This window comes from Pseudomonas sp. GL_103, from assembly GCF_057835175.1.
Window position 1 is genome coordinate 1,475,841 of sequence record NZ_CM174420.1, and the last position, 16,054, is coordinate 1,491,894.

The 16,054-nt window shown below is 59.4% G+C and carries 20 protein-coding genes; 14 read left to right on the forward strand and 6 right to left on the reverse strand.

Annotation, left to right across the window (positions count from 1 at the left end; all coding sequences use genetic code 11):
• Positions 1 to 78: 78 nt before the first annotated feature.
• Positions 79 to 2,370: a beta-glucosidase BglX gene (gene bglX, locus AC3IP0_RS06645; RefSeq protein ID WP_489318680.1), complete on the reverse strand. Its 2,292-nt coding sequence runs from the start codon at positions 2,368 to 2,370 to the stop codon at positions 79 to 81.
• 263 nt (positions 2,371 to 2,633) lie between these two features.
• Between bglX and AC3IP0_RS06650 the strand changes: the two genes are divergently transcribed.
• The 6 genes from AC3IP0_RS06650 (at position 2,634) to AC3IP0_RS06675 (ending at position 5,736) form a co-directional block, all read left to right on the forward strand.
• Positions 2,634 to 3,239: a LemA family protein gene (locus AC3IP0_RS06650; RefSeq protein ID WP_489318681.1), complete on the forward strand. Its 606-nt coding sequence runs from the start codon at positions 2,634 to 2,636 to the stop codon at positions 3,237 to 3,239.
• 37 nt (positions 3,240 to 3,276) lie between these two features.
• The gene (locus AC3IP0_RS06655; protein ID WP_489326955.1) at positions 3,277 to 4,032 is read left to right on the forward strand and encodes a TPM domain-containing protein; all 756 of its coding nucleotides are present in this window, start codon (positions 3,277 to 3,279) and stop codon (positions 4,030 to 4,032) included.
• 28 nt (positions 4,033 to 4,060) lie between these two features.
• A complete protein-coding gene (locus AC3IP0_RS06660; RefSeq protein WP_150727578.1) occupies positions 4,061 to 4,678 on the forward strand; it encodes a TPM domain-containing protein in 618 nt (205 codons plus the stop codon).
• Positions 4,679 to 4,809: 131 nt separating this feature from the next.
• Positions 4,810 to 5,112, forward strand: a complete 303-nt coding sequence (locus AC3IP0_RS06665) for a helix-turn-helix domain-containing protein (RefSeq protein ID WP_489318683.1) — start codon at positions 4,810 to 4,812, stop codon at positions 5,110 to 5,112.
• Positions 5,099 to 5,458 carry a putative holin gene (locus AC3IP0_RS06670; protein ID WP_489318684.1) on the forward strand — a complete coding sequence of 120 codons (360 nt, stop codon included), beginning with the start codon at positions 5,099 to 5,101 and terminating at the stop codon, positions 5,456 to 5,458. Before AC3IP0_RS06665 ends, AC3IP0_RS06670 begins: the two co-directional genes overlap by 14 nt.
• Complete coding sequence (locus AC3IP0_RS06675) at positions 5,455 to 5,736, forward strand: phage holin family protein (RefSeq protein WP_489318685.1); 282 nt, start codon at positions 5,455 to 5,457, stop codon at positions 5,734 to 5,736. The genes AC3IP0_RS06670 and AC3IP0_RS06675 overlap by 4 nt, the downstream gene beginning before the upstream one ends.
• Before the next feature lie 16 nt (positions 5,737 to 5,752).
• Here the strand turns inward: AC3IP0_RS06675 and AC3IP0_RS06680 are convergent, their stop codons facing one another.
• On the reverse strand, positions 5,753 to 6,181 hold the full coding sequence (locus tag AC3IP0_RS06680; RefSeq protein ID WP_489318686.1) for a helix-turn-helix domain-containing protein: 429 nt from the start codon (positions 6,179 to 6,181) through the stop codon (positions 5,753 to 5,755).
• 300 nt (positions 6,182 to 6,481) lie between these two features.
• Between AC3IP0_RS06680 and AC3IP0_RS06685 the strand changes: the two genes are divergently transcribed.
• The 3 genes from AC3IP0_RS06685 to AC3IP0_RS06695 all read left to right on the forward strand — a co-directional run bounded on the left by AC3IP0_RS06685 (position 6,482) and on the right by AC3IP0_RS06695 (position 8,475).
• Entirely contained in the window at positions 6,482 to 6,760 is a 279-nt protein-coding gene (locus AC3IP0_RS06685) for an Ogr/Delta-like zinc finger protein (RefSeq protein ID WP_489318687.1), read from the forward strand.
• A gap of 2 nt (positions 6,761 to 6,762) precedes the next feature.
• Positions 6,763 to 7,125 carry a hypothetical protein gene (locus tag AC3IP0_RS06690; RefSeq protein ID WP_489318688.1) on the forward strand — a complete coding sequence of 121 codons (363 nt, stop codon included), beginning with the start codon at positions 6,763 to 6,765 and terminating at the stop codon, positions 7,123 to 7,125.
• Between the two features lie 132 nt (positions 7,126 to 7,257).
• Positions 7,258 to 8,475: a class I SAM-dependent methyltransferase gene (locus tag AC3IP0_RS06695; protein WP_489318689.1), complete on the forward strand. Its 1,218-nt coding sequence runs from the start codon at positions 7,258 to 7,260 to the stop codon at positions 8,473 to 8,475.
• 90 nt (positions 8,476 to 8,565) lie between these two features.
• Here AC3IP0_RS06695 and AC3IP0_RS06700 read toward each other — a convergent pair whose 3' ends face one another.
• Positions 8,566 to 9,456 carry a DMT family transporter gene (locus tag AC3IP0_RS06700; protein WP_489326957.1) on the reverse strand — a complete coding sequence of 297 codons (891 nt, stop codon included), beginning with the start codon at positions 9,454 to 9,456 and terminating at the stop codon, positions 8,566 to 8,568.
• A gap of 306 nt (positions 9,457 to 9,762) precedes the next feature.
• On the opposite strand from AC3IP0_RS06700, the gene AC3IP0_RS06705 reads away from it, so the two are divergent.
• The 3 genes from AC3IP0_RS06705 (at position 9,763) to AC3IP0_RS06715 (ending at position 11,180) form a co-directional block, all read left to right on the forward strand.
• Positions 9,763 to 10,344 carry a DJ-1/PfpI family protein gene (locus AC3IP0_RS06705; protein ID WP_489326958.1) on the forward strand — a complete coding sequence of 194 codons (582 nt, stop codon included), beginning with the start codon at positions 9,763 to 9,765 and terminating at the stop codon, positions 10,342 to 10,344.
• Positions 10,345 to 10,358: 14 nt separating this feature from the next.
• The gene (locus tag AC3IP0_RS06710) at positions 10,359 to 10,664 is read left to right on the forward strand and encodes a ribbon-helix-helix domain-containing protein (RefSeq protein WP_095945146.1); all 306 of its coding nucleotides are present in this window, start codon (positions 10,359 to 10,361) and stop codon (positions 10,662 to 10,664) included.
• A 171-nt stretch (positions 10,665 to 10,835) separates the two neighbouring features.
• The gene (locus AC3IP0_RS06715) at positions 10,836 to 11,180 is read left to right on the forward strand and encodes a YegP family protein (RefSeq protein ID WP_056720740.1); all 345 of its coding nucleotides are present in this window, start codon (positions 10,836 to 10,838) and stop codon (positions 11,178 to 11,180) included.
• A gap of 132 nt (positions 11,181 to 11,312) precedes the next feature.
• On the opposite strand, the gene AC3IP0_RS06720 is transcribed toward AC3IP0_RS06715, so the two are convergent.
• A complete protein-coding gene (locus tag AC3IP0_RS06720) occupies positions 11,313 to 12,200 on the reverse strand; it encodes a dihydrodipicolinate synthase family protein (RefSeq protein ID WP_489326959.1) in 888 nt (295 codons plus the stop codon).
• 26 nt (positions 12,201 to 12,226) lie between these two features.
• Positions 12,227 to 13,009, reverse strand: a complete 783-nt coding sequence (locus tag AC3IP0_RS06725) for an aldolase (RefSeq protein ID WP_489326960.1) — start codon at positions 13,007 to 13,009, stop codon at positions 12,227 to 12,229.
• A 158-nt stretch (positions 13,010 to 13,167) separates the two neighbouring features.
• Here AC3IP0_RS06725 and AC3IP0_RS06730 point away from each other — a divergent pair, with 158 nt between their 5' ends.
• Positions 13,168 to 13,710, forward strand: a complete 543-nt coding sequence (locus tag AC3IP0_RS06730) for a helix-turn-helix domain-containing protein (protein WP_489326961.1) — start codon at positions 13,168 to 13,170, stop codon at positions 13,708 to 13,710.
• Between the two features lie 106 nt (positions 13,711 to 13,816).
• Here the strand turns inward: AC3IP0_RS06730 and AC3IP0_RS06735 are convergent, their stop codons facing one another.
• Complete coding sequence (locus AC3IP0_RS06735; RefSeq protein ID WP_489318694.1) at positions 13,817 to 14,836, reverse strand: DUF4917 family protein; 1,020 nt, start codon at positions 14,834 to 14,836, stop codon at positions 13,817 to 13,819.
• Positions 14,837 to 14,967: 131 nt separating this feature from the next.
• Here AC3IP0_RS06735 and AC3IP0_RS06740 point away from each other — a divergent pair, with 131 nt between their 5' ends.
• The gene (locus tag AC3IP0_RS06740) at positions 14,968 to 15,876 is read left to right on the forward strand and encodes a LysR family transcriptional regulator (RefSeq protein WP_489326962.1); all 909 of its coding nucleotides are present in this window, start codon (positions 14,968 to 14,970) and stop codon (positions 15,874 to 15,876) included.
• The last annotated feature ends 178 nt before the right edge of the window (positions 15,877 to 16,054 follow it).

The window sequence follows — 16,054 nt, forward strand, 5'->3', positions numbered from 1 at the left end:
CAGTCAACAATGATGTTGAATGTTATGGCCTCATCGCGAGCAAGCTCGCTCCCACAGGTTTTTGCAGTGTTTGAACGGTTACAGCAACTCAAAACTCTGCTGCGTCACGTCCTCTGAGTCCAGGCCGATCTGCACATTGAACTTGCCCGGTTCCGCCGCGTACTTGAGCTGAGTGTTGTAGAACTTCAGGTCGTCCTCGGTGATGGTGAAGTGCAGGACTTTCTGCTCGCCAGCCTTGACCAATACTTTCTGGAAGTTCTTCAGTTCCTTGATCGGGCGGATCATCGAGCCTGCCACGTCCTGGATGTACAGCTGCACCACGGTTTCGCCGTCACGCTTGCCGGTGTTCTTCACCTTGACGCTGGCGTCGAGCTTGCCGGTCTTGTTCAGCGTGGTCGACGACAGGGCCATGTCGCTCAGGCTGAACTCGGTGTAGCTCAGGCCATAGCCGAACGGGTACAGGGGACCTGTGGTGTCATCGAAGTACTGCGAGGTGTAGTTGCCCGGCTTGCCCGGAGTGAACGGCCGGCCAATCGTCAGGTGGTTGTAGTAGGTCGGAATCTGGCCTACCGAACGGGGGATGCTGATCGGCAGTTTGCCCGACGGGTTGTAGTCGCCGAACAGCACGTCGGCGATGGCGTTGCCGCCCTCGGTGCCGGTGAACCAGGTTTCCAGGATCGCGTCGGCCTGTTCTTTCTCTTCGAGAATGGTTAGTGGGCGGCCGTTCATCAACACCAGTACCAGCGGTTTGCCGGTGGCTTTCAGGGCGCGGATCAGCTCGCGCTGGTTTTCCGGGATGTTCAGGTCGGTGCGGCTCGACGATTCGTGGGACATGCCACGGGATTCGCCGACGGCGGCAACCACCACATCAGCATCCTTGGCCGCTTTCACCGCTTCGTCGATCAGCACGCTCGCCGGGCGCGGGTCATCCACCACTTCCGGGGCGTCGAAGTTGAGGAAGTTCAGGTAACCGAGGATTTTCGGGTCGCTGGTGATGTTGGCGCCACGGGCGTAGATCAGTGTCGATTTGTCGCCCAGGGCGTTGGTCATGCCATCGAACAGGGTCACCGATTGAGCAGGACGACCGGCGGCGGCCCAGCTGCCCATCATGTCGATGGGCGCCTTGGCCAGCGGACCGACCAGGGCGATTTTCGCGGTCTTCTTCAGTGGCAGGGTTTCGTTGCGGTTTTTCAGCAGCACCTGGCTGCGGCGTGCCACATCACGGGCCTCGGCGCGGTGCAGGCGGCTGTCGGCGTAGGTATCGACCGGATCATCCTCGGCCTTGCCGATGCGCAGGTACGGGTCCTTGAACAGGCCCATGTCGTACTTGGCGCCGAGCACCGCACGCACGGCGTTGTCGATGTCGCTCTGCTGGATCTCGCCGGCCTTCAGCAGCCCTGGCAGCTCTTTGCCGTACAGGGTGTCGTTCATGCTCATATGGATGCCGGCCTTGATCGCCAGCTTCGCCGCTTCGCGACCGTCGGCGGCAACGCCGTGCTTGATCAGCTCGAAAATCGCCCCGTGGTCGCTGACCGCCAGGCCCTTGAAGCCCCACTCCTTGCGCAGCAGGTCGTTCATCAGCCAGGTGTTGGCGGTGGCCGGTACGCCGTTGATCGAGTTCAGCGCGACCATGACCCCGCCAGCGCCGGCATCGATGGCGGCGCGGTACGGTGGCAAGTAGTCCTGGTACATCTTGATCGGGCTCATGTCGACCACGTTGTAGTCACGGCCACCTTCGACCGCGCCGTACAGGGCGAAGTGCTTGACGCTGGCCATGATGCTGTCGGCTGCGTTCGCCCCCGTGCCCTGGAACGCCTTGACCATCACGCCGGCAATGCGCGACACCAGGTAGGTGTCTTCGCCGAAGCCTTCGGAAGTACGGCCCCAGCGCGGATCGCGGGAGATGTCGACCATCGGCGCGAAGGTGATGTCGAGGCTGTCAGCCGCGGCTTCCTTGGCGGCAATGCGCCCGGACAGGCCAATGGCATCCATGTCCCAGCTCGAGGCCAGGGCCAGCGGGATCGGGAAAATGGTGCGGTGGCCGTGGATCACGTCGTAGGCGAAGAACATCGGGATCTTCAGGCGGCTGCGCATGGCCGCGTCCTGCATCGGCCGGTTTTCCGGGCGGGTGATCGAGTTGAACGTACCGCCGATGTTGCCCGCCGCGATTTCCTTGCGGATCATTTCGCGCGGCATTTCCGGACCGATGCTGATCAGGCGCAACTGGCCGATTTTTTCATCGAGGGTCATTTGCTTCATCAGGTTGCTGACGAAGGCTTCCTTGTTCTCCAGGGGTGCGGGCGTCGTGGCGGCCAATACGTTATGACTGGCCAGACTGACGAACAGGCCCAGCAAACACAGTTTCTTCATGAATAGTTTTCTCAAGGGCCCAAACGGCGATGCACACGCCGGCCAGCCAAAATTTAGGGAGCGTCTATTGTTGTTCGGGTGCCGGCTCAAAAGACCAGAGCCAAAAAACCACAGCCAGATGGCGGATGCGTTTTCGCGCAGGGCCTCTTTTTAGCCCATCGGCCCGTTGCAATCCAGAGGCGCGGGCGATTATGCCCCAAGAGCCGGCCCAGAAGGTTTTACGGTCGGTTTTTTCATGAAATGTACAAGGGAGCGTCAGCCTGATGAATGTAAGTCCAACCTACCGTTCGCGCCTGCAGGTCGCCACGCTGCTGATGCTGGCCACTTTGCTGACCGCCTGCGGCATCAACAACATCCCGACGCTCGACGAACAGGCCAAGGCCGCCTGGGGCCAGGTGCAGAACCAGTATCAGCGGCGCGCCGACCTGATTCCCAACCTGGTGGAAACCGTCAAGGGCTATGCGGCCCACGAGAAGGAAACCCTGACCGCCGTCATCGAAGCCCGGGCCAAGGCCACGTCGATCCAGGTGGATGCCTCGACGCTGGATGACCCGGAAAAGCTCAAGCAGTACCAACAGGCCCAGGATCAACTCAGCGGCGCCTTGAGCCGTTTGATGGTGGTTTCCGAGCGTTATCCGGACCTGAAAGCCAACCAGAACTTCCTCGCCTTGCAGTCGCAACTGGAAGGCACCGAGAACCGGATCAGCGTGGCCCGGCGTGATTTCATCCTCGCGGTGCAGAAATACAACACCGAGATCCGCACGTTCCCCGGTCGCCTGTGGCACACCGTGATGTACAGCGACCTGCCGATGCGCGAGACCTTCGAAGCCACGCCGGGTTCGGAAAAGGCTCCCGAGGTCAAATTCTGAACAGCGGTAATTGGCGTCACCACGCAAGAGGTTGCCAATGCGCGTCCTGAAAACAGGCCTGTTGCTGTTGTTGTGGGTGGTGGCGATCACGGCCCGGGCCGAGCTGAGCTTCCCGGCGCTGACCGGGCGGGTGGTCGACAGTGCGCAGATGATCGAGCCATCGGTGCGCCAGCAGCTCAGCCAACAACTTCAGGCCCATGAGCAAGCCACCGGCGAGCAGCTTGTGGTAGTGACTTTGCCGGATTTGCAAGGCACCGACATCGCCGACTTCGGTTACCAACTCGGCCGCCACTGGGGCATCGGGCAGAAGGACAAAAACAACGGCGCCTTGCTGATCATCGCCCGGGACGAGCGCCGGCTGCGTATCGAAGTCGGTTACGGCCTGGAGGATCGCCTGACCGATGCCCAGAGTTCGGTGATCATCAACCAGGTCATTACCCCGGCATTCAAGACCGGCAACTTCAGTAAAGGCATCAGTGATGGCGTGGCGGCGATGCTGGTAGTGCTGGGTGGCAACCCCCTGGACGAACCCTCCACGGCGTATGAGTCCAGAGGCGATCCCGGGGACGATTTCATCGCGCGGCATCCCGGTTTGTTCGTGTTTTTGGTGATGTTGCTCATCCTGACTGTTTTTGTGTGCCAGATGCTCGGTATCCTTCCCGCCGGCCGGGGCGGCTCCGGTGGATCCGGGGGCGGCTTTGGCGGTGGTGGGTTTGGCGGCGGCGGTGGAGGGGGAGGCTTCAGCGGCGGCGGGGGCAGTTTCGGCGGGGGCGGTTCGTCCGGCGGCTGGTGATAATAAAAATGAGCAGGCACTTCACGACATGGCATTACTGACTGAACACGAACAACGCAAGGTGGCCGAGGCCATTGCCCGGGTCGAGCGCGAGACCGACGCAGAACTGGTGACCGTACTCGCGGCCCGCGCCGACGACTATGCGTACATCCCGTTGCTGTGGGCCAGCCTGCTGGCGCTGCTGGTGCCGGGCATCGTGCATTACTTCACCGGTTGGCTGACCCTGCACAGCCTGCTGCTGGTGCAATGGGCCATCTTCATTGTGCTGTGCCTGGTGTTCCGCCTGCCGAAAGTCACCACCCATCTGATCCCGCGCTCGGTGCGCCACTGGCGCGCCTCGAACCTGGCGCGCCGGCAGTTCCTGGAGCAGAACCTGCACCACACCGAGGGCAGCACCGGCGTGCTGATTTTCGTTTCCGAGGCCGAGCGTTATGTGGAGATCCTGGTGGATGAAGGGATTTCCAGTCGTCTGGACAACAAGAACTGGGACGCGATAGTCGCGACGTTCACCCAGCAGGTTAAACAGGGGCAGACGCTGCAGGGCTTTGTCAGTTGCGTCGAGGCCTGTGGAGAGTTGCTCAAGGTGCATGTGCCGGTGACGCATGTGCGCAACGAACTGCCGAATCGTCTGGTTGTGCTGGGTTAAGCCAGGGTTTCATGTGCTTTTGTAATGCGCCGCGACACAGTTCCGGAACGTTGTCCGCCGCGGAGCTTGTCTTCAACATCTCTCTCATGGTGCACGCCCTGCGATGGGCGTTCTGTGTTGAGGGAGTTCTTATGAAAACGCAACAATCGCTGGATACCTTGGTGGAGGATGCACCCGGTAGCGCAATGTTTACTCTGCCGGTGCAACTGACAACGAAAGAGACACAAGCCTTGGAGTGGTGCCTCAAAGGCAAGACGTCCTGGGAGATCGCCAGGATTCAGAGTTGCTCGGAATCCACCATCAACTTCCATTTCTCCAATATCCGCCGCAAGTTCGCCGTCAGATCTCGCAACGCTGCCGTGTTCAAAGCGCTGGAGTCGGGAGCCATCACTGTTGAACCATTGCAGTTGCGAGATATCCATGAGCCTGACTGACTCGACCTACCACAGTATCAGCGGGCTCATGGTGGGGTTGGGTATTGCGACGTTGCCGGTTATCAATGGAGAAGTCCTGTTCGGCGCGACGCTTGGCGCGTGGCTGGTCACGACCACTCGCGCCAACTTCAAGGCCTGGCAACGCATCGGCTCCTGGCTGTTGTCGGCGGGTGTCGGTTACCTGTTTGCCCCGGTCGCCCAGCCACTGGCGCCTTTTCTGACAGCCGGTGTGACGGCCTTTCTGTGCGCGTTGCTGGTTATTCCCATCAGCATCAAGCTCATGCAGTGGATCGATGGCGCCGGCCTCGGTGACATCCTTCGTCATCTCAGAGGGCGAGGGCAATGACCCATGAGATGGCGGCTCTGGTGTGGGTGACGGGCGTGGCTCATCTGATCAGTGCGTTCAGGCTGGCGTGTTACCAGCGCGACGAGCAGCGTTACAACTGGCGCGACAGGATATTGATCAGCTTGTGTGGCGTAGTGTTTTACCTTGCTGGCATCGATGTATTGCTGACATTCCTGCCGGTGAGCCCATGGCATGCAGTGGTGAGTGTTTTTTCATGCGTAATGATTGTTCGCAGTAGTGGCAACATTATTGTTTTGTGGCATGCCTTCAAGCATTGAAACGTCGGATTTCAAGTCAGGTTTTGTTCGAGTGTCCAAGTGTTGCCAGGATAGCGGCCATTTCCGAAAGTTGCATTTCCAGATCCCGCAGGCGTCGCTTTTCCTCCAATGCGCTTTGTATTGCGCAGCGGTCATCCTCATCAAGCAATCGCCACAGCGAAAGGATGGTGTTTTCCTGCGTTGTTGCAGTTTCCGCAACATTTGCAGACGCGTTGACATGGGTTTGCCGCAGCATCGGCCCCTCGCCCAGCAGCAACCAGTCAAGGGAGATGCCGCGAGCTTGTGCAATATCTACGCATAATGAGTATGGCGTGCTGTCGCGGCCTTTCCAGCTACTGAGTGTCTGCGGGCTGATCTGTAGCGCAGAAGACAGGGATGCGTCAGTTTTTGTGCCCGTAATTTGCTTCAGGCGGGCCAAAACAGCTTGTGATTTTTTGCTACGCAATTTGAGCCTCTTCCTTTTGACATATGCTTTTTGAGTGCTTAACGTATGCGTAATGAGTACTTTTTTTCTTGTAAGTAATCAATCATCAACTATGAATCAGAAGAATACGATGTCGAAACTTCCTAATGGTATCAGGGTGATTTCCTACGAGCTTGGCTCGTATCTATTACGTGTCCGCCCGTTGCACTTCCTTTTGTCTGGCGGACGTTATTTGCAGCACCGGTCTTTTACGAATTGTGTTTCAAACAGTATTGCGTTTGATCAATTCGATTACCACCGGATGGCCCAAGGGAAGCATGTATGAGTACTTACAAGATGGTGTGCCCGCACTGCTTGAGCAGGATGCGCATACGTACCAGCGAAGGACGGCATATTTTCCTGCGGGTGGCGTACCTGCAATGTACGTCGGAGGCCTGTGGCTGGTCGGTACGGGCCGAGTTCGAAATGACCCATGAGCTTTCCCCCAGTGGCATGCCCAATCCGGCCGTGCACCTGCCGTGCGCCGGACCTGACTTGCGCCGCGCCGCGCGGCCTGTCGCCGAGAGTGCTCCGGCGGCGCAAACGCAACAGGAGTCTTGAGCATGAAGGAGGTTGATGAACAGGCCCATTTGAATGAGGAGTTATTGACCATAGCGCAGGCGTTTCTGGCCCGTCATGAAGGCGAGGGTGTGATTGATGATCAAGTGCTGTTCTGCCGTGCGGTGAGGCATTTGCAGAGTCTGGATATGCCGATGCACCAGGCGGAGCGGCTGGTCAGCCACGCGTACGGATTACTCAAATCCAGCAACGATCGCCGACGTCTGGATCTGGCTGCAAGTTCCGAAACTGTCGCCGTGGTCACTGATCCGGTCAACGGTCTGACGTGGGCGGTGCCGGTAGGGTTGATCGTCAAATTCGTCATCAACTCGCCGACCAATCGCAAACTTCGGCTGGTGGAGCCCTGAGGTAGCGACGGTTGGATTCAGGTCCCGATCGGCGGGAACGGGACCTGGCGCAAAATTACCCCGTGCCCAAAACCTTCGTCCCCCCTAAAATACCCGGCATCCCCCGATTCGTATTGCCGAGGCCGTTTTTCCATGTCTGTCACCGCCACTCCCGCCAGCCTCGCGCCGGATCATCACGCCCAGTTCATCGACCTGCTGCAAACCAGCCTCGAGCACAACGCGTTCATCAAACTGGTGCTGGCCAAGTACATGGGCGATGAAACGGACCTGCAGCGGATCATCATCAAGCCGGTAACGGTCAAGGCGCAGCCTTGCCTGTCTTTTGTCTACCGCTACAAGACCCGCGATATCACCAAGAACCTGCCGCTGGCCGAAGGCGTGGCGAACATTGCCGGACTGCTGCCGGCGTCGTTCAAAAATGCGCATTTGTTGTCGCTGACCGACGAAGCCCAGCTCGAATACAGCAAAAAGGGCAAGTCATCGCTGTTCAAGAGCCAACCTCAGCAATTGCGCGAAGTGCCTTCGGCCGAGCACAACCGTGAGAAAAACCGTTTTCTTGACCTGAGCCGGCCGTTTCTCGCCGACCTGGGTGTGACCAACAAGCAGCATGAGCTGATCCCGGCGATGTCGCGCAAGTGGAAGCAGATCAACAAGTTCATCGAAGTGTTCAGCCATGCGCTGACGTCGTCCCCCCTGGCGCTGGACAAGCCGGTGCGTGTGGCGGACTTCGGATCGGGCAAGGGCTACCTGACCTTCGCCATCCACGATTACCTGCGCAACACCTTGAAGGCCGAAGGCGAGGTGACCGGCGTCGAGTTGCGTGAAGACATGGTCACCCTGTGCAACACCGCCGCCGCCAGGCTTGAACACCCCGGCCTGGTGTTCAAGTGCGGTGACGTGCGCAGCGTGGCGCCGAGCGAGCTGGACGTGATGATCGCCCTGCATGCCTGCGATATCGCCACTGACTATGCGATCCACACCGGCATCCGTTCTGGCGCTTCGATCATCATGTGCTCGCCGTGCTGCCACAAACAGATCCGCCTGCAAATCCAGAGCCCGGCTTTGCTCAAGCCGATGCTGCAATACGGCTTGCACCTGGGCCAGCAGGCGGAGATGGTCACCGACAGTTTGCGCGCGTTGTTCCTTGAGGCCTGCGGCTACGAGACCAAGGTGTTCGAGTTCATCTCACTGGACCACACCAACAAGAACAAGATGATCCTGGCGGTCAAACGCGCCGAGCCGGTGGACCCGGCCCAGTTGCTGGCGAAGATTCAGGAGCTGAAGGATTTCTATCACATCAGCGAGCACTGTCTGGAAACCTTGCTGCGCGCTGACGGTTATTTGAGCTGACCCAAAAAAGATCGCAGCCTGCGGCAGCTCCTACACCGATCGGTGTTCACCTGTAGGAGTTGCCGAAGGCTGCGATCCTTTGATCTTTCCTTATGTCGTGGCTACTCGTGCCGGCATGACCGCTGTCTTGCGCCCGAGCATCACCGTCACGATCACCCCGCCAGCAAACAGCCAGGTAATCGGCTCCACATGTTCACCAAAGAACAGCGCCGAGAAGGCGATGGTGAAGAAGATCTGCAGCAACTGGATCTGACTGACCCGGGCAATGCCGCCCATGGCCAGCCCGGCGTACCAGGCGAAGAAGCCGATGAATTGCGAAAACAGCGAGACGTAACCGAAGGCCCACCAGGTCTTGGCGGAAATCTCGCCCTGATGCTGCAGCGCCAGATACACCACCGGCCCGATCAACAGCGGCGTCGACAGCACCAGCGCCCAGCAGATCACCTGCCAGCCGCCCATCTCCCTGGCCAGCCGGCCTCCCTCGGCGTAACCCAATCCGCCCACTGCAATGGCGCCGAGCATCAGCAAGTCACCGGCCTGGATGCTGCCGGCACCGCTGATCAGTGCATAACCGAGCACCAACGCACTGCCCAATGCGGCGCAGGCCCAGAAAGCTTTCGACGGCCGCTCATGGGACAACCACGCGGCGTACAGCGCCACGCACAGCGGCTGTAAACCGTTGACCAGCGCACCGTGGGATGCCGGCAAGGTTTGCATGGCCCAGGCCGACAACACCGGGAAACCGAGGATCACCCCGGCCATCACCAGCGTCAGGCCTTTGACCTGTTTCCAGGTCGGCCATTTTTCCCGATGCCACAGCAACAGCAACGCCGCCGGAACCGCCGCAAACAGTGCCCGGCCCAGGCCATTGAGCAGCGGGTGCAGTTCCTGCACGACGATCCGCGTGAAGGGCAGGGTGAGGCTGAAGATCACAACGCCGAGCAGGCCCAGGGCCATGCCGGTGTTTTCGCGCGAGGACATGATGGCAACCAGAATCGTGGAGGGTGGGAGGTGGTGTTATCTAGCCATAAACCCGGTGTAAGCCGCTGTTACAGCTAGGCGCAGAGTTATCCGTACAGTTGCGAGTAATGCGAGCAACGCGTAGGAGCTGCCGCAGGCTGCGATCTTTTTACCCGCCGCGCCACAAATCCAATAAATCCAAAGATCAAGATCAAAAGATCGCAGCCTTCGGCAGCTCCTACACGTAGTAGCCGGTTGTTACCCACCTCACCGGATAAGGACTACCTTGAATACTCCTGCACGCCCACTTCCAGAGGAGTCCTCCCCATGGCTGCGAAAAAAATTCTGATGCTGGTTGGTGATTACGTCGAAGACTATGAAGTGATGGTGCCGTTCCAGGCACTGCTGATGGTCGGCCACACGGTACACGCCGTTTGCCCGGACAAAACCGCCGGCCAGACCGTACGCACGGCGATCCATGACTTTGAAGGCGACCAGACCTACAGCGAAAAACCCGGTCACCTGTTTGCCCTCAACTTCGATTTCGCCAAGGTCAACGCCGCCGATTATGACGCGGTGTTGATTCCAGGCGGCCGTGCACCGGAGTACCTGCGCCTGAACGAAAAAGTCCTGGAGCTGGTGCGCGCATTCGACACGGCCGGCAAGCCGATCGCTGCCGTGTGCCATGGCGCGCAGTTGCTGGCGGCAGCGGGTGTTCTCGAAGGTCGCGAATGCAGCGCTTATCCGGCCTGCGCTCCGGAAGTGCGACTGGCGGGCGGTACGTATATCGATATTCCGGTGACGGACGGCCATGTCCAGGGCAATCTGGCCACGGCGCCGGCCTGGCCTGCGCACCCGAACTGGCTGGCCGGTTTCCTGGGGTTGCTGGGTACCAAAATCACGCTGTAACGAGGGACAAGTTCATGTGCGAGCTGTACGTCAAAGCCGACCCGATACTCTACGAATCGCGCTCCCGCTCGCTGCGCATCTGCGGGGTGGTCACCACCCTGCGGCTGGAGAATCAATTCTGGGACATCCTCAGCGAAATCGCCGAGGTCGATGGCATGACCACCAATCAGTTGATCGCCAAGCTGTATGAAGAGGTGATGGACTATCGCGGCGAGGTGGTCAATTTCGCGTCGTTCCTGCGGGTGAGTTGTACGCGGTATCTGAGCCAGCGGCGCACGTCGGCGCCGGAGTTGTCGGTGGTGCGGGCTGCGGCGAAGTAAGGAAGATCGTGTCGACGCCATCGCGAGCAAGCTCGCTCCCACAAGGTTTGGTGTACACAAATCTACTGTGGGAGCGAGCTTGCTCGCGATGGCGATGGTGCAGGCGACAGAAATCCCGGCTTGGTCTTTACTGTGAAGCGCGAAACCTCTCAATCGCCAAGGAGAAACAGCATGTCCGGATGGTATGAAGTGAGCAAAAGCAGTAATGGCCAGTTCAGGTTTGTCCTCAAGGCGGCCAACGCCGAGACCATTCTGACCAGCGAGCTGTACACCACCCACGCCGCCGCCGACAAAGGCATCGCCTCGGTCCAGGCCAACAGCCAACTGGATGAGCGGTACGAGAAGAAAACCACCAAGGATGGCCACCCGTATTTCAATCTCAAGGCGGGCAACCACGAGATCATCGGCAGCAGCGAGGCCTATTCCTCTGATGCCGCCATGGAGAAAGGTATTGCCAGCGTAAAAACCAACGGCCCGTCCAAGGTGGTCAAGGACAAGACCTTGCCAGTGCTTTGAGATCAACACACATCCCCTGTGGGAGCGGGCTTGCTCGCGAAGAGGCTGTCACATTCAGCATATTTATTGAATGTTCCACCGTCTTCGCGAGCAAGCCCGCTCCCACATTTTGTTTTAGTGTATGGCTGGAAATCAGCGTAAGGCTTTGAGCAGACCTTGAAGCTGACTAAGCCCCGCCTCACCCAACGCAAACACCGGCAGCCGCGGATCCCCCGCCTCCAGCCCCGTCGTCCGCAAACCCGCCTTGATCGTCGCCGGCAAGCCACCCTTGAGGATGAAATCCAGCAGCGGCAACTGCCGATAGAACAGCTCGCGTGCCTTGCGCAAATCGTTGGCCAGCACCGCTTCGTACAAATCCAGGTTGAGCTGCGGGATCAGGTTCGGCGCAGCGGTGCACCAGCCTTTTGCGCCGGCGGCAAAGGCCTCCAGGGCCAATGGGTTGCAGCCGTTGTAGAACGGCACCTGGCCTTCGCCGAGGCGTTGCAGTTGGTGCATGCGCTGGATGTCGCCGGTGCTCTCCTTGACCATGGTCACGTTTTCCACGGCCTTGACGATGTGCAGGATCAGGTCCACCGACATGTCGGTGCCGCTGGTGGCCGGGTTGTTGTAGAGCATGATCGGCACGCCGATGCTGTCGCCGATGGCGCGGTAGTGGGCAAGGATTTCCGCTTCGCTGAGTTTCCAGTAGGACGTTGGCAGCACCATCACCACATCGGCGCCGTGGGCTTCGGCGAAACGCGCGCGACGCACCGCTTTAGCGGTGGTCAGGTCGGACACGCTGACGACGGTCGGCACGCGTTTGGCCACGTGCCTGATGCTGAATTCGCTGACCTGATCCCACTCCGCGTCGCTCAGGTAGGCACCTTCACCGGTGCTGCCCAGCGGTGCGATGGCGTGAACGCCGCCCTCGATCAGACGGTCGATGGAGCGCCCGAGGGCGTCCTGGTCAATGCCTTCGCCATTGGCGGTAAAAGGCGTGATGGTGTAGCCGATGATGCCGTGAATGTTTGCGCTGGACATGGTGTCCCTCCGTTCTATCAATGGGTTCAGTTCAGGCAATCGGCGTGTTGCCGCAGGACCTGCCGGGTGTAGTAGTTGAAAGCGGCGGCGTGGCGTTTCGGCCGGGCAATCCAGTCATGGGCTTCGCGCCCCAGCTCGGGGATGATCGGCTTGATGGTCCCGGCGCTCATCGCCAGCAGTTGCAGCTTCGCGGCGCGTTCGATCAGTTGCGCGATGACACAGGCTTCCTCGATGCTGCTGCCGGTGGACAATTGGCCATGGTGCGAAAGCAGGATCGCCCGTTTGTCGCCCAGTGCCCCGGCAATCAACTCGCCTTCTTCGTTACCCACCGGCACGCCCGGCCAGCCTTCGAGAAACGCACAGTCGTCATAGAGCGGGCAGAGGTCCATGTGGGAAATCTGCAGCGGCACCTCCAGCATCGACAAGGCTGCTACGTGGGTCGGGTGGGTGTGAATGATGCAGTTCACATCCGCTCGGGCGCGGTACACCCAACTGTGAAAACGATTGGCCGGGTTGGGCATGCCATGGCCTTCAAGCACCTCCAGGTCTTCGTTGACCAGCAGCAGGTTGCCTGCGGTGATTTCGTCGAAACCCAGGCCCAGTTGCTGAGTGTAGTAAGTGCCGGGTTGCGGACCACGGGCGGTGATTTGCCCGGCAAGGCCGGAATCGTGACCGTGCTCGAACAGGATGCGGCAGGTCAGGGCCAGCTTTTGTCGGGCGGTCCACGTATTATCCGCCAGGGTATTTTGCATTTGGTTCAGCGCGTGCTTGACCAGTTGCTCTTTGGGCAGTGCTAATGTCTTGGCCATATCGGTGTCCTTTGGATGATTCAATGGACGTCGGGTTTGCCGCTCACCGGTTTCTCGCAAAGTCGTCGGTGAATGCAAATGACACTAAAGAGGCTATATGACACATTGTGTCATTGGCAAGGACAAATCGTGCCTCCTTGATGGATTAATCGCTCTACATGTCTATCCGTTTGAAATTACTAAGAAAAAAACTTGGCGTGACCTTGGAAGCCCTGGCCGAAAAATCCGGCATGACCAAGAGTTACCTGTCGAAAGTCGAACGCGGTTTGAACACGCCATCGATTGCGGCGGCGTTGAAACTGGCCAAGGCGCTGAATGTGAAGGTCGAGGAGTTGTTCTCTGAAGACAACGTCAGCCTCGACAGCTACAGCCTGGTGCGCAGCCACGAGCGGCAACCTTTGGGTGCCAGTGACAACAATTCGGGTTACGCGGTGCTGGCCCATCAGGTCAGTTCACGCAGCCTGCTGCCATTCATCATTTACCCGCCGGCAGAATTCACCGACAAGACCTTCAAGGAGCATCTGGGCGAGGAGTTTTTATTCGTCCACGAAGGGCAGGTGGAAGTGGACTTCATGAACGAGCGCGTATTGCTCGACCGGGGTGATGCGTTGCATTTCAATGCGCAAAAGCCGCACCGGATTCGTTCGGTGGGCGAGGTGCAGGCGCAATTGTTGGTGGTGGTGCATAGCAGCGAAGAATAGGCACAAAGGTCAAAAAAAGCTTCGCGAGCAAGCCCGCTCCCACATTATTGGAATGCAATCCCCTGTGGGAGCGAGCTTGCTCGCGATGGCGTCATACAAGTCGCTGCTAAACTTCGACTGGGACCGCCAGTTTGGGGCTCCCGAGTGCATGGCTTTTCGAATCAAAAAACCGCAACTCCACACCCGTCCCCTCAAACACCTTCGCGTAATGCCGTTTCTGGTGCTGGATGAATGCCTTGCTGCGCGGGTAAATCGAGATCGCCACCACCTGTGGTTTCGCCAGGCGCAAGGCATGGATGATGTGGCTGTCCTGCTCCCCCAGCGCATGGCCGAAGATGCACAGCGCCTGGCCGTGACCGAGTAGTTGCTCGTAGCAGAACGACAGGTAATCCGAACTGCGAATGGTCTTGAGCTTGTCCGCACTCGGCCCTTCGTTGACGAACAGCGGCACGTCGTCGAGGGTCTTGATCGTGTTGTTGATGGCGAAACTGCCCAGCAACGTGCCCTCGGTCGACATCAGCTTGCGCGCCGTACCGTCCTGGTTGCGCACCAGATGGAGACCGCCGTGCAGGTACAGCAAACGGGTTTTGTCGGTGGCCGTGTCGCTCAGGTCGAAACCGGGCTCGGCGCCCTGGAACAGATCGCTGATCGCCTCAGGCTGGTGTTGCACCGCCCAGTAGTTGAGCAAGTCGTAATTGGTGGTGAACACCGTGCGATAGCTGGCCAGTTCCTGATTGATGGTAACCAGCGTCGAAGGCACCACCAGCCGCCACGGGATATGCACCGCATGCACGGTGTTGATCAGCGCTTCCTTGATCGCGTAGTAGCGATTGCGCGGGGCGGCGGAACTGACGGCCAAGGCCTTGTTGACCCGGCTGGTGGTTTTCAACGCGCTCAGTACCTGCTCGAAACTGCGGGTCTGCATCGCATCGAACACGCTCAGCTCGGACGGGCTCAGGGGTTTTTCTTCAACGGTACGGGCGTTTTCGAACAGCGACTCGTAGCCGAAATCGTCCCACACGGCGCGACTGGCTCCGTTGCCCACCAGCAAACCACTGAACGAAGTGGTGCTGCGCAAGGCGTTCCAGTCTTCAAGTTGAGCATCGACATCCTGGAAATCGGTCATTGCGGTCTTCGTCTCACGGCAAAAGGTCTGTGGGCGGCGACTTTATCACGACCGGTGCCCGGACCACGGCACGACGCGGGCGAAGAACGTTATGCTGCGACTTCGCCTGAGCCGACTTCGCCGAGTACCCGATGCTGCAAAAAAGCCTGATCCGCCGTCTCGACCTGATCACCCTGCAACTGTTTGTCGCGGTGCATGAAGAGGGCACGCTGACCCGTGCCGCCTCGCGCGAAGCGATTGCAGTCTCGGCGGCGAGCAAGCGCTTGATGGAGCTGGAGGAGGCGCTGGGCATCAGCCTGTTCGTGCGCCAGGCCAAGGGCATGTCCCTGACGCCGGCCGGTGAAACCCTGCTGCACCATGCCCGGCAGATGTTGTTCAACGTCGAGAAAATGGGGCTTGAACTGGGGGAGCACAGCCACGGTGTGCGCGGCTACGTGCGGATGCTCGCCAACCTGTCGGCGATCATTCAGTTTTTGCCCGAGGACCTGCGGGATTTTTCCGAACGTCACCCACAGGTCAAGACCGACCTCGAAGAGCGCCCCAGCGCCGGGGTGATTCAGGGTGTGCTCGACGGAGTGGCCGACCTCGGGATCTGTTCCGTTGACAGTGACATCAAGGGCCTGCACAGCGTGTTGTATCGCCAGGACAAGCTGGTGGTGTTGATGCCGCCGTACCATCCATTGGCGAGCCGGTCGAGCGTGGCGTTCGCCGATACGCTGGACAGCGATTACGTTGGCTTGCATGCCGCCAGTTCGATCAACATGCGCACCCACGCGGCGGCGCGCCAGGCCGGCAAGGTGCTGCGGGTTCGTATTCATGTGCCGGGGTTCGATGCGATGTGTCGGATGATCCAGGCCAACATGGGCATCGGCATTTTGCCGCACAAGGCTTATGAATTGTTTGGCCGGGCACTGGGTTTGCACGCGGTGCCGTTGACGGACGAATGGTCCGATCGGGCGTTGATTCTGGTGGTGCGCGATGAGGCGTTGCTGTCGCCGGTGAGCCGGATGTTGTTTGAGCATTTGCGAGGGGGTGCCTGATATTTTTGTGTTGATTGGGCCGGCCACATCGCGAGCAAGCTCGCTCCCACAGGGATCTTCAGCGCTACACAGATCCAGTGTGGGAGCGAGCCTGCTCGCGATGACTGACCTGAGGCCACGACAATCTCCCCGAGCGTTCGCGTTTGGCGAACGCTCGTTGCCAACTGAAGGTTGGATT

Excerpts from the sequence above, each read along its gene's own strand:
- AC3IP0_RS06685 (WP_489318687.1), top strand. The coding sequence starts at position 6,482 with ATGAGTACTTACAAGATGGTGTGCCCGCACTGCTTGAGCAGGATGCGC.
- AC3IP0_RS06695 (WP_489318689.1), top strand. The coding sequence starts at position 7,258 with ATGTCTGTCACCGCCACTCCCGCCAGCCTCGCGCCGGATCATCACGCC.
- AC3IP0_RS06720 (WP_489326959.1), bottom strand. The coding sequence starts at position 12,200 with ATGTCCAGCGCAAACATTCACGGCATCATCGGCTACACCATCACGCCT.
- AC3IP0_RS06650 (WP_489318681.1), top strand. The coding sequence starts at position 2,634 with ATGAATGTAAGTCCAACCTACCGTTCGCGCCTGCAGGTCGCCACGCTG.
- AC3IP0_RS06730 (WP_489326961.1), top strand. The coding sequence starts at position 13,168 with ATGTCTATCCGTTTGAAATTACTAAGAAAAAAACTTGGCGTGACCTTG.
- AC3IP0_RS06705 (WP_489326958.1), top strand. The coding sequence starts at position 9,763 with ATGGCTGCGAAAAAAATTCTGATGCTGGTTGGTGATTACGTCGAAGAC.
- AC3IP0_RS06675 (WP_489318685.1), top strand. The coding sequence starts at position 5,455 with ATGACCCATGAGATGGCGGCTCTGGTGTGGGTGACGGGCGTGGCTCAT.
- AC3IP0_RS06740 (WP_489326962.1), top strand. The coding sequence starts at position 14,968 with ATGCTGCAAAAAAGCCTGATCCGCCGTCTCGACCTGATCACCCTGCAA.
- AC3IP0_RS06670 (WP_489318684.1), top strand. The coding sequence starts at position 5,099 with ATGAGCCTGACTGACTCGACCTACCACAGTATCAGCGGGCTCATGGTG.
- AC3IP0_RS06725 (WP_489326960.1), bottom strand. The coding sequence starts at position 13,009 with ATGGCCAAGACATTAGCACTGCCCAAAGAGCAACTGGTCAAGCACGCG.
- AC3IP0_RS06710 (WP_095945146.1), top strand. The coding sequence starts at position 10,359 with ATGTGCGAGCTGTACGTCAAAGCCGACCCGATACTCTACGAATCGCGC.
- AC3IP0_RS06660 (WP_150727578.1), top strand. The coding sequence starts at position 4,061 with ATGGCATTACTGACTGAACACGAACAACGCAAGGTGGCCGAGGCCATT.
- AC3IP0_RS06665 (WP_489318683.1), top strand. The coding sequence starts at position 4,810 with ATGAAAACGCAACAATCGCTGGATACCTTGGTGGAGGATGCACCCGGT.
- AC3IP0_RS06690 (WP_489318688.1), top strand. The coding sequence starts at position 6,763 with ATGAAGGAGGTTGATGAACAGGCCCATTTGAATGAGGAGTTATTGACC.
- AC3IP0_RS06655 (WP_489326955.1), top strand. The coding sequence starts at position 3,277 with ATGCGCGTCCTGAAAACAGGCCTGTTGCTGTTGTTGTGGGTGGTGGCG.
- AC3IP0_RS06700 (WP_489326957.1), bottom strand. The coding sequence starts at position 9,456 with ATGTCCTCGCGCGAAAACACCGGCATGGCCCTGGGCCTGCTCGGCGTT.
- bglX (WP_489318680.1), bottom strand. The coding sequence starts at position 2,370 with ATGAAGAAACTGTGTTTGCTGGGCCTGTTCGTCAGTCTGGCCAGTCAT.
- AC3IP0_RS06735 (WP_489318694.1), bottom strand. The coding sequence starts at position 14,836 with ATGACCGATTTCCAGGATGTCGATGCTCAACTTGAAGACTGGAACGCC.
- AC3IP0_RS06715 (WP_056720740.1), top strand. The coding sequence starts at position 10,836 with ATGTCCGGATGGTATGAAGTGAGCAAAAGCAGTAATGGCCAGTTCAGG.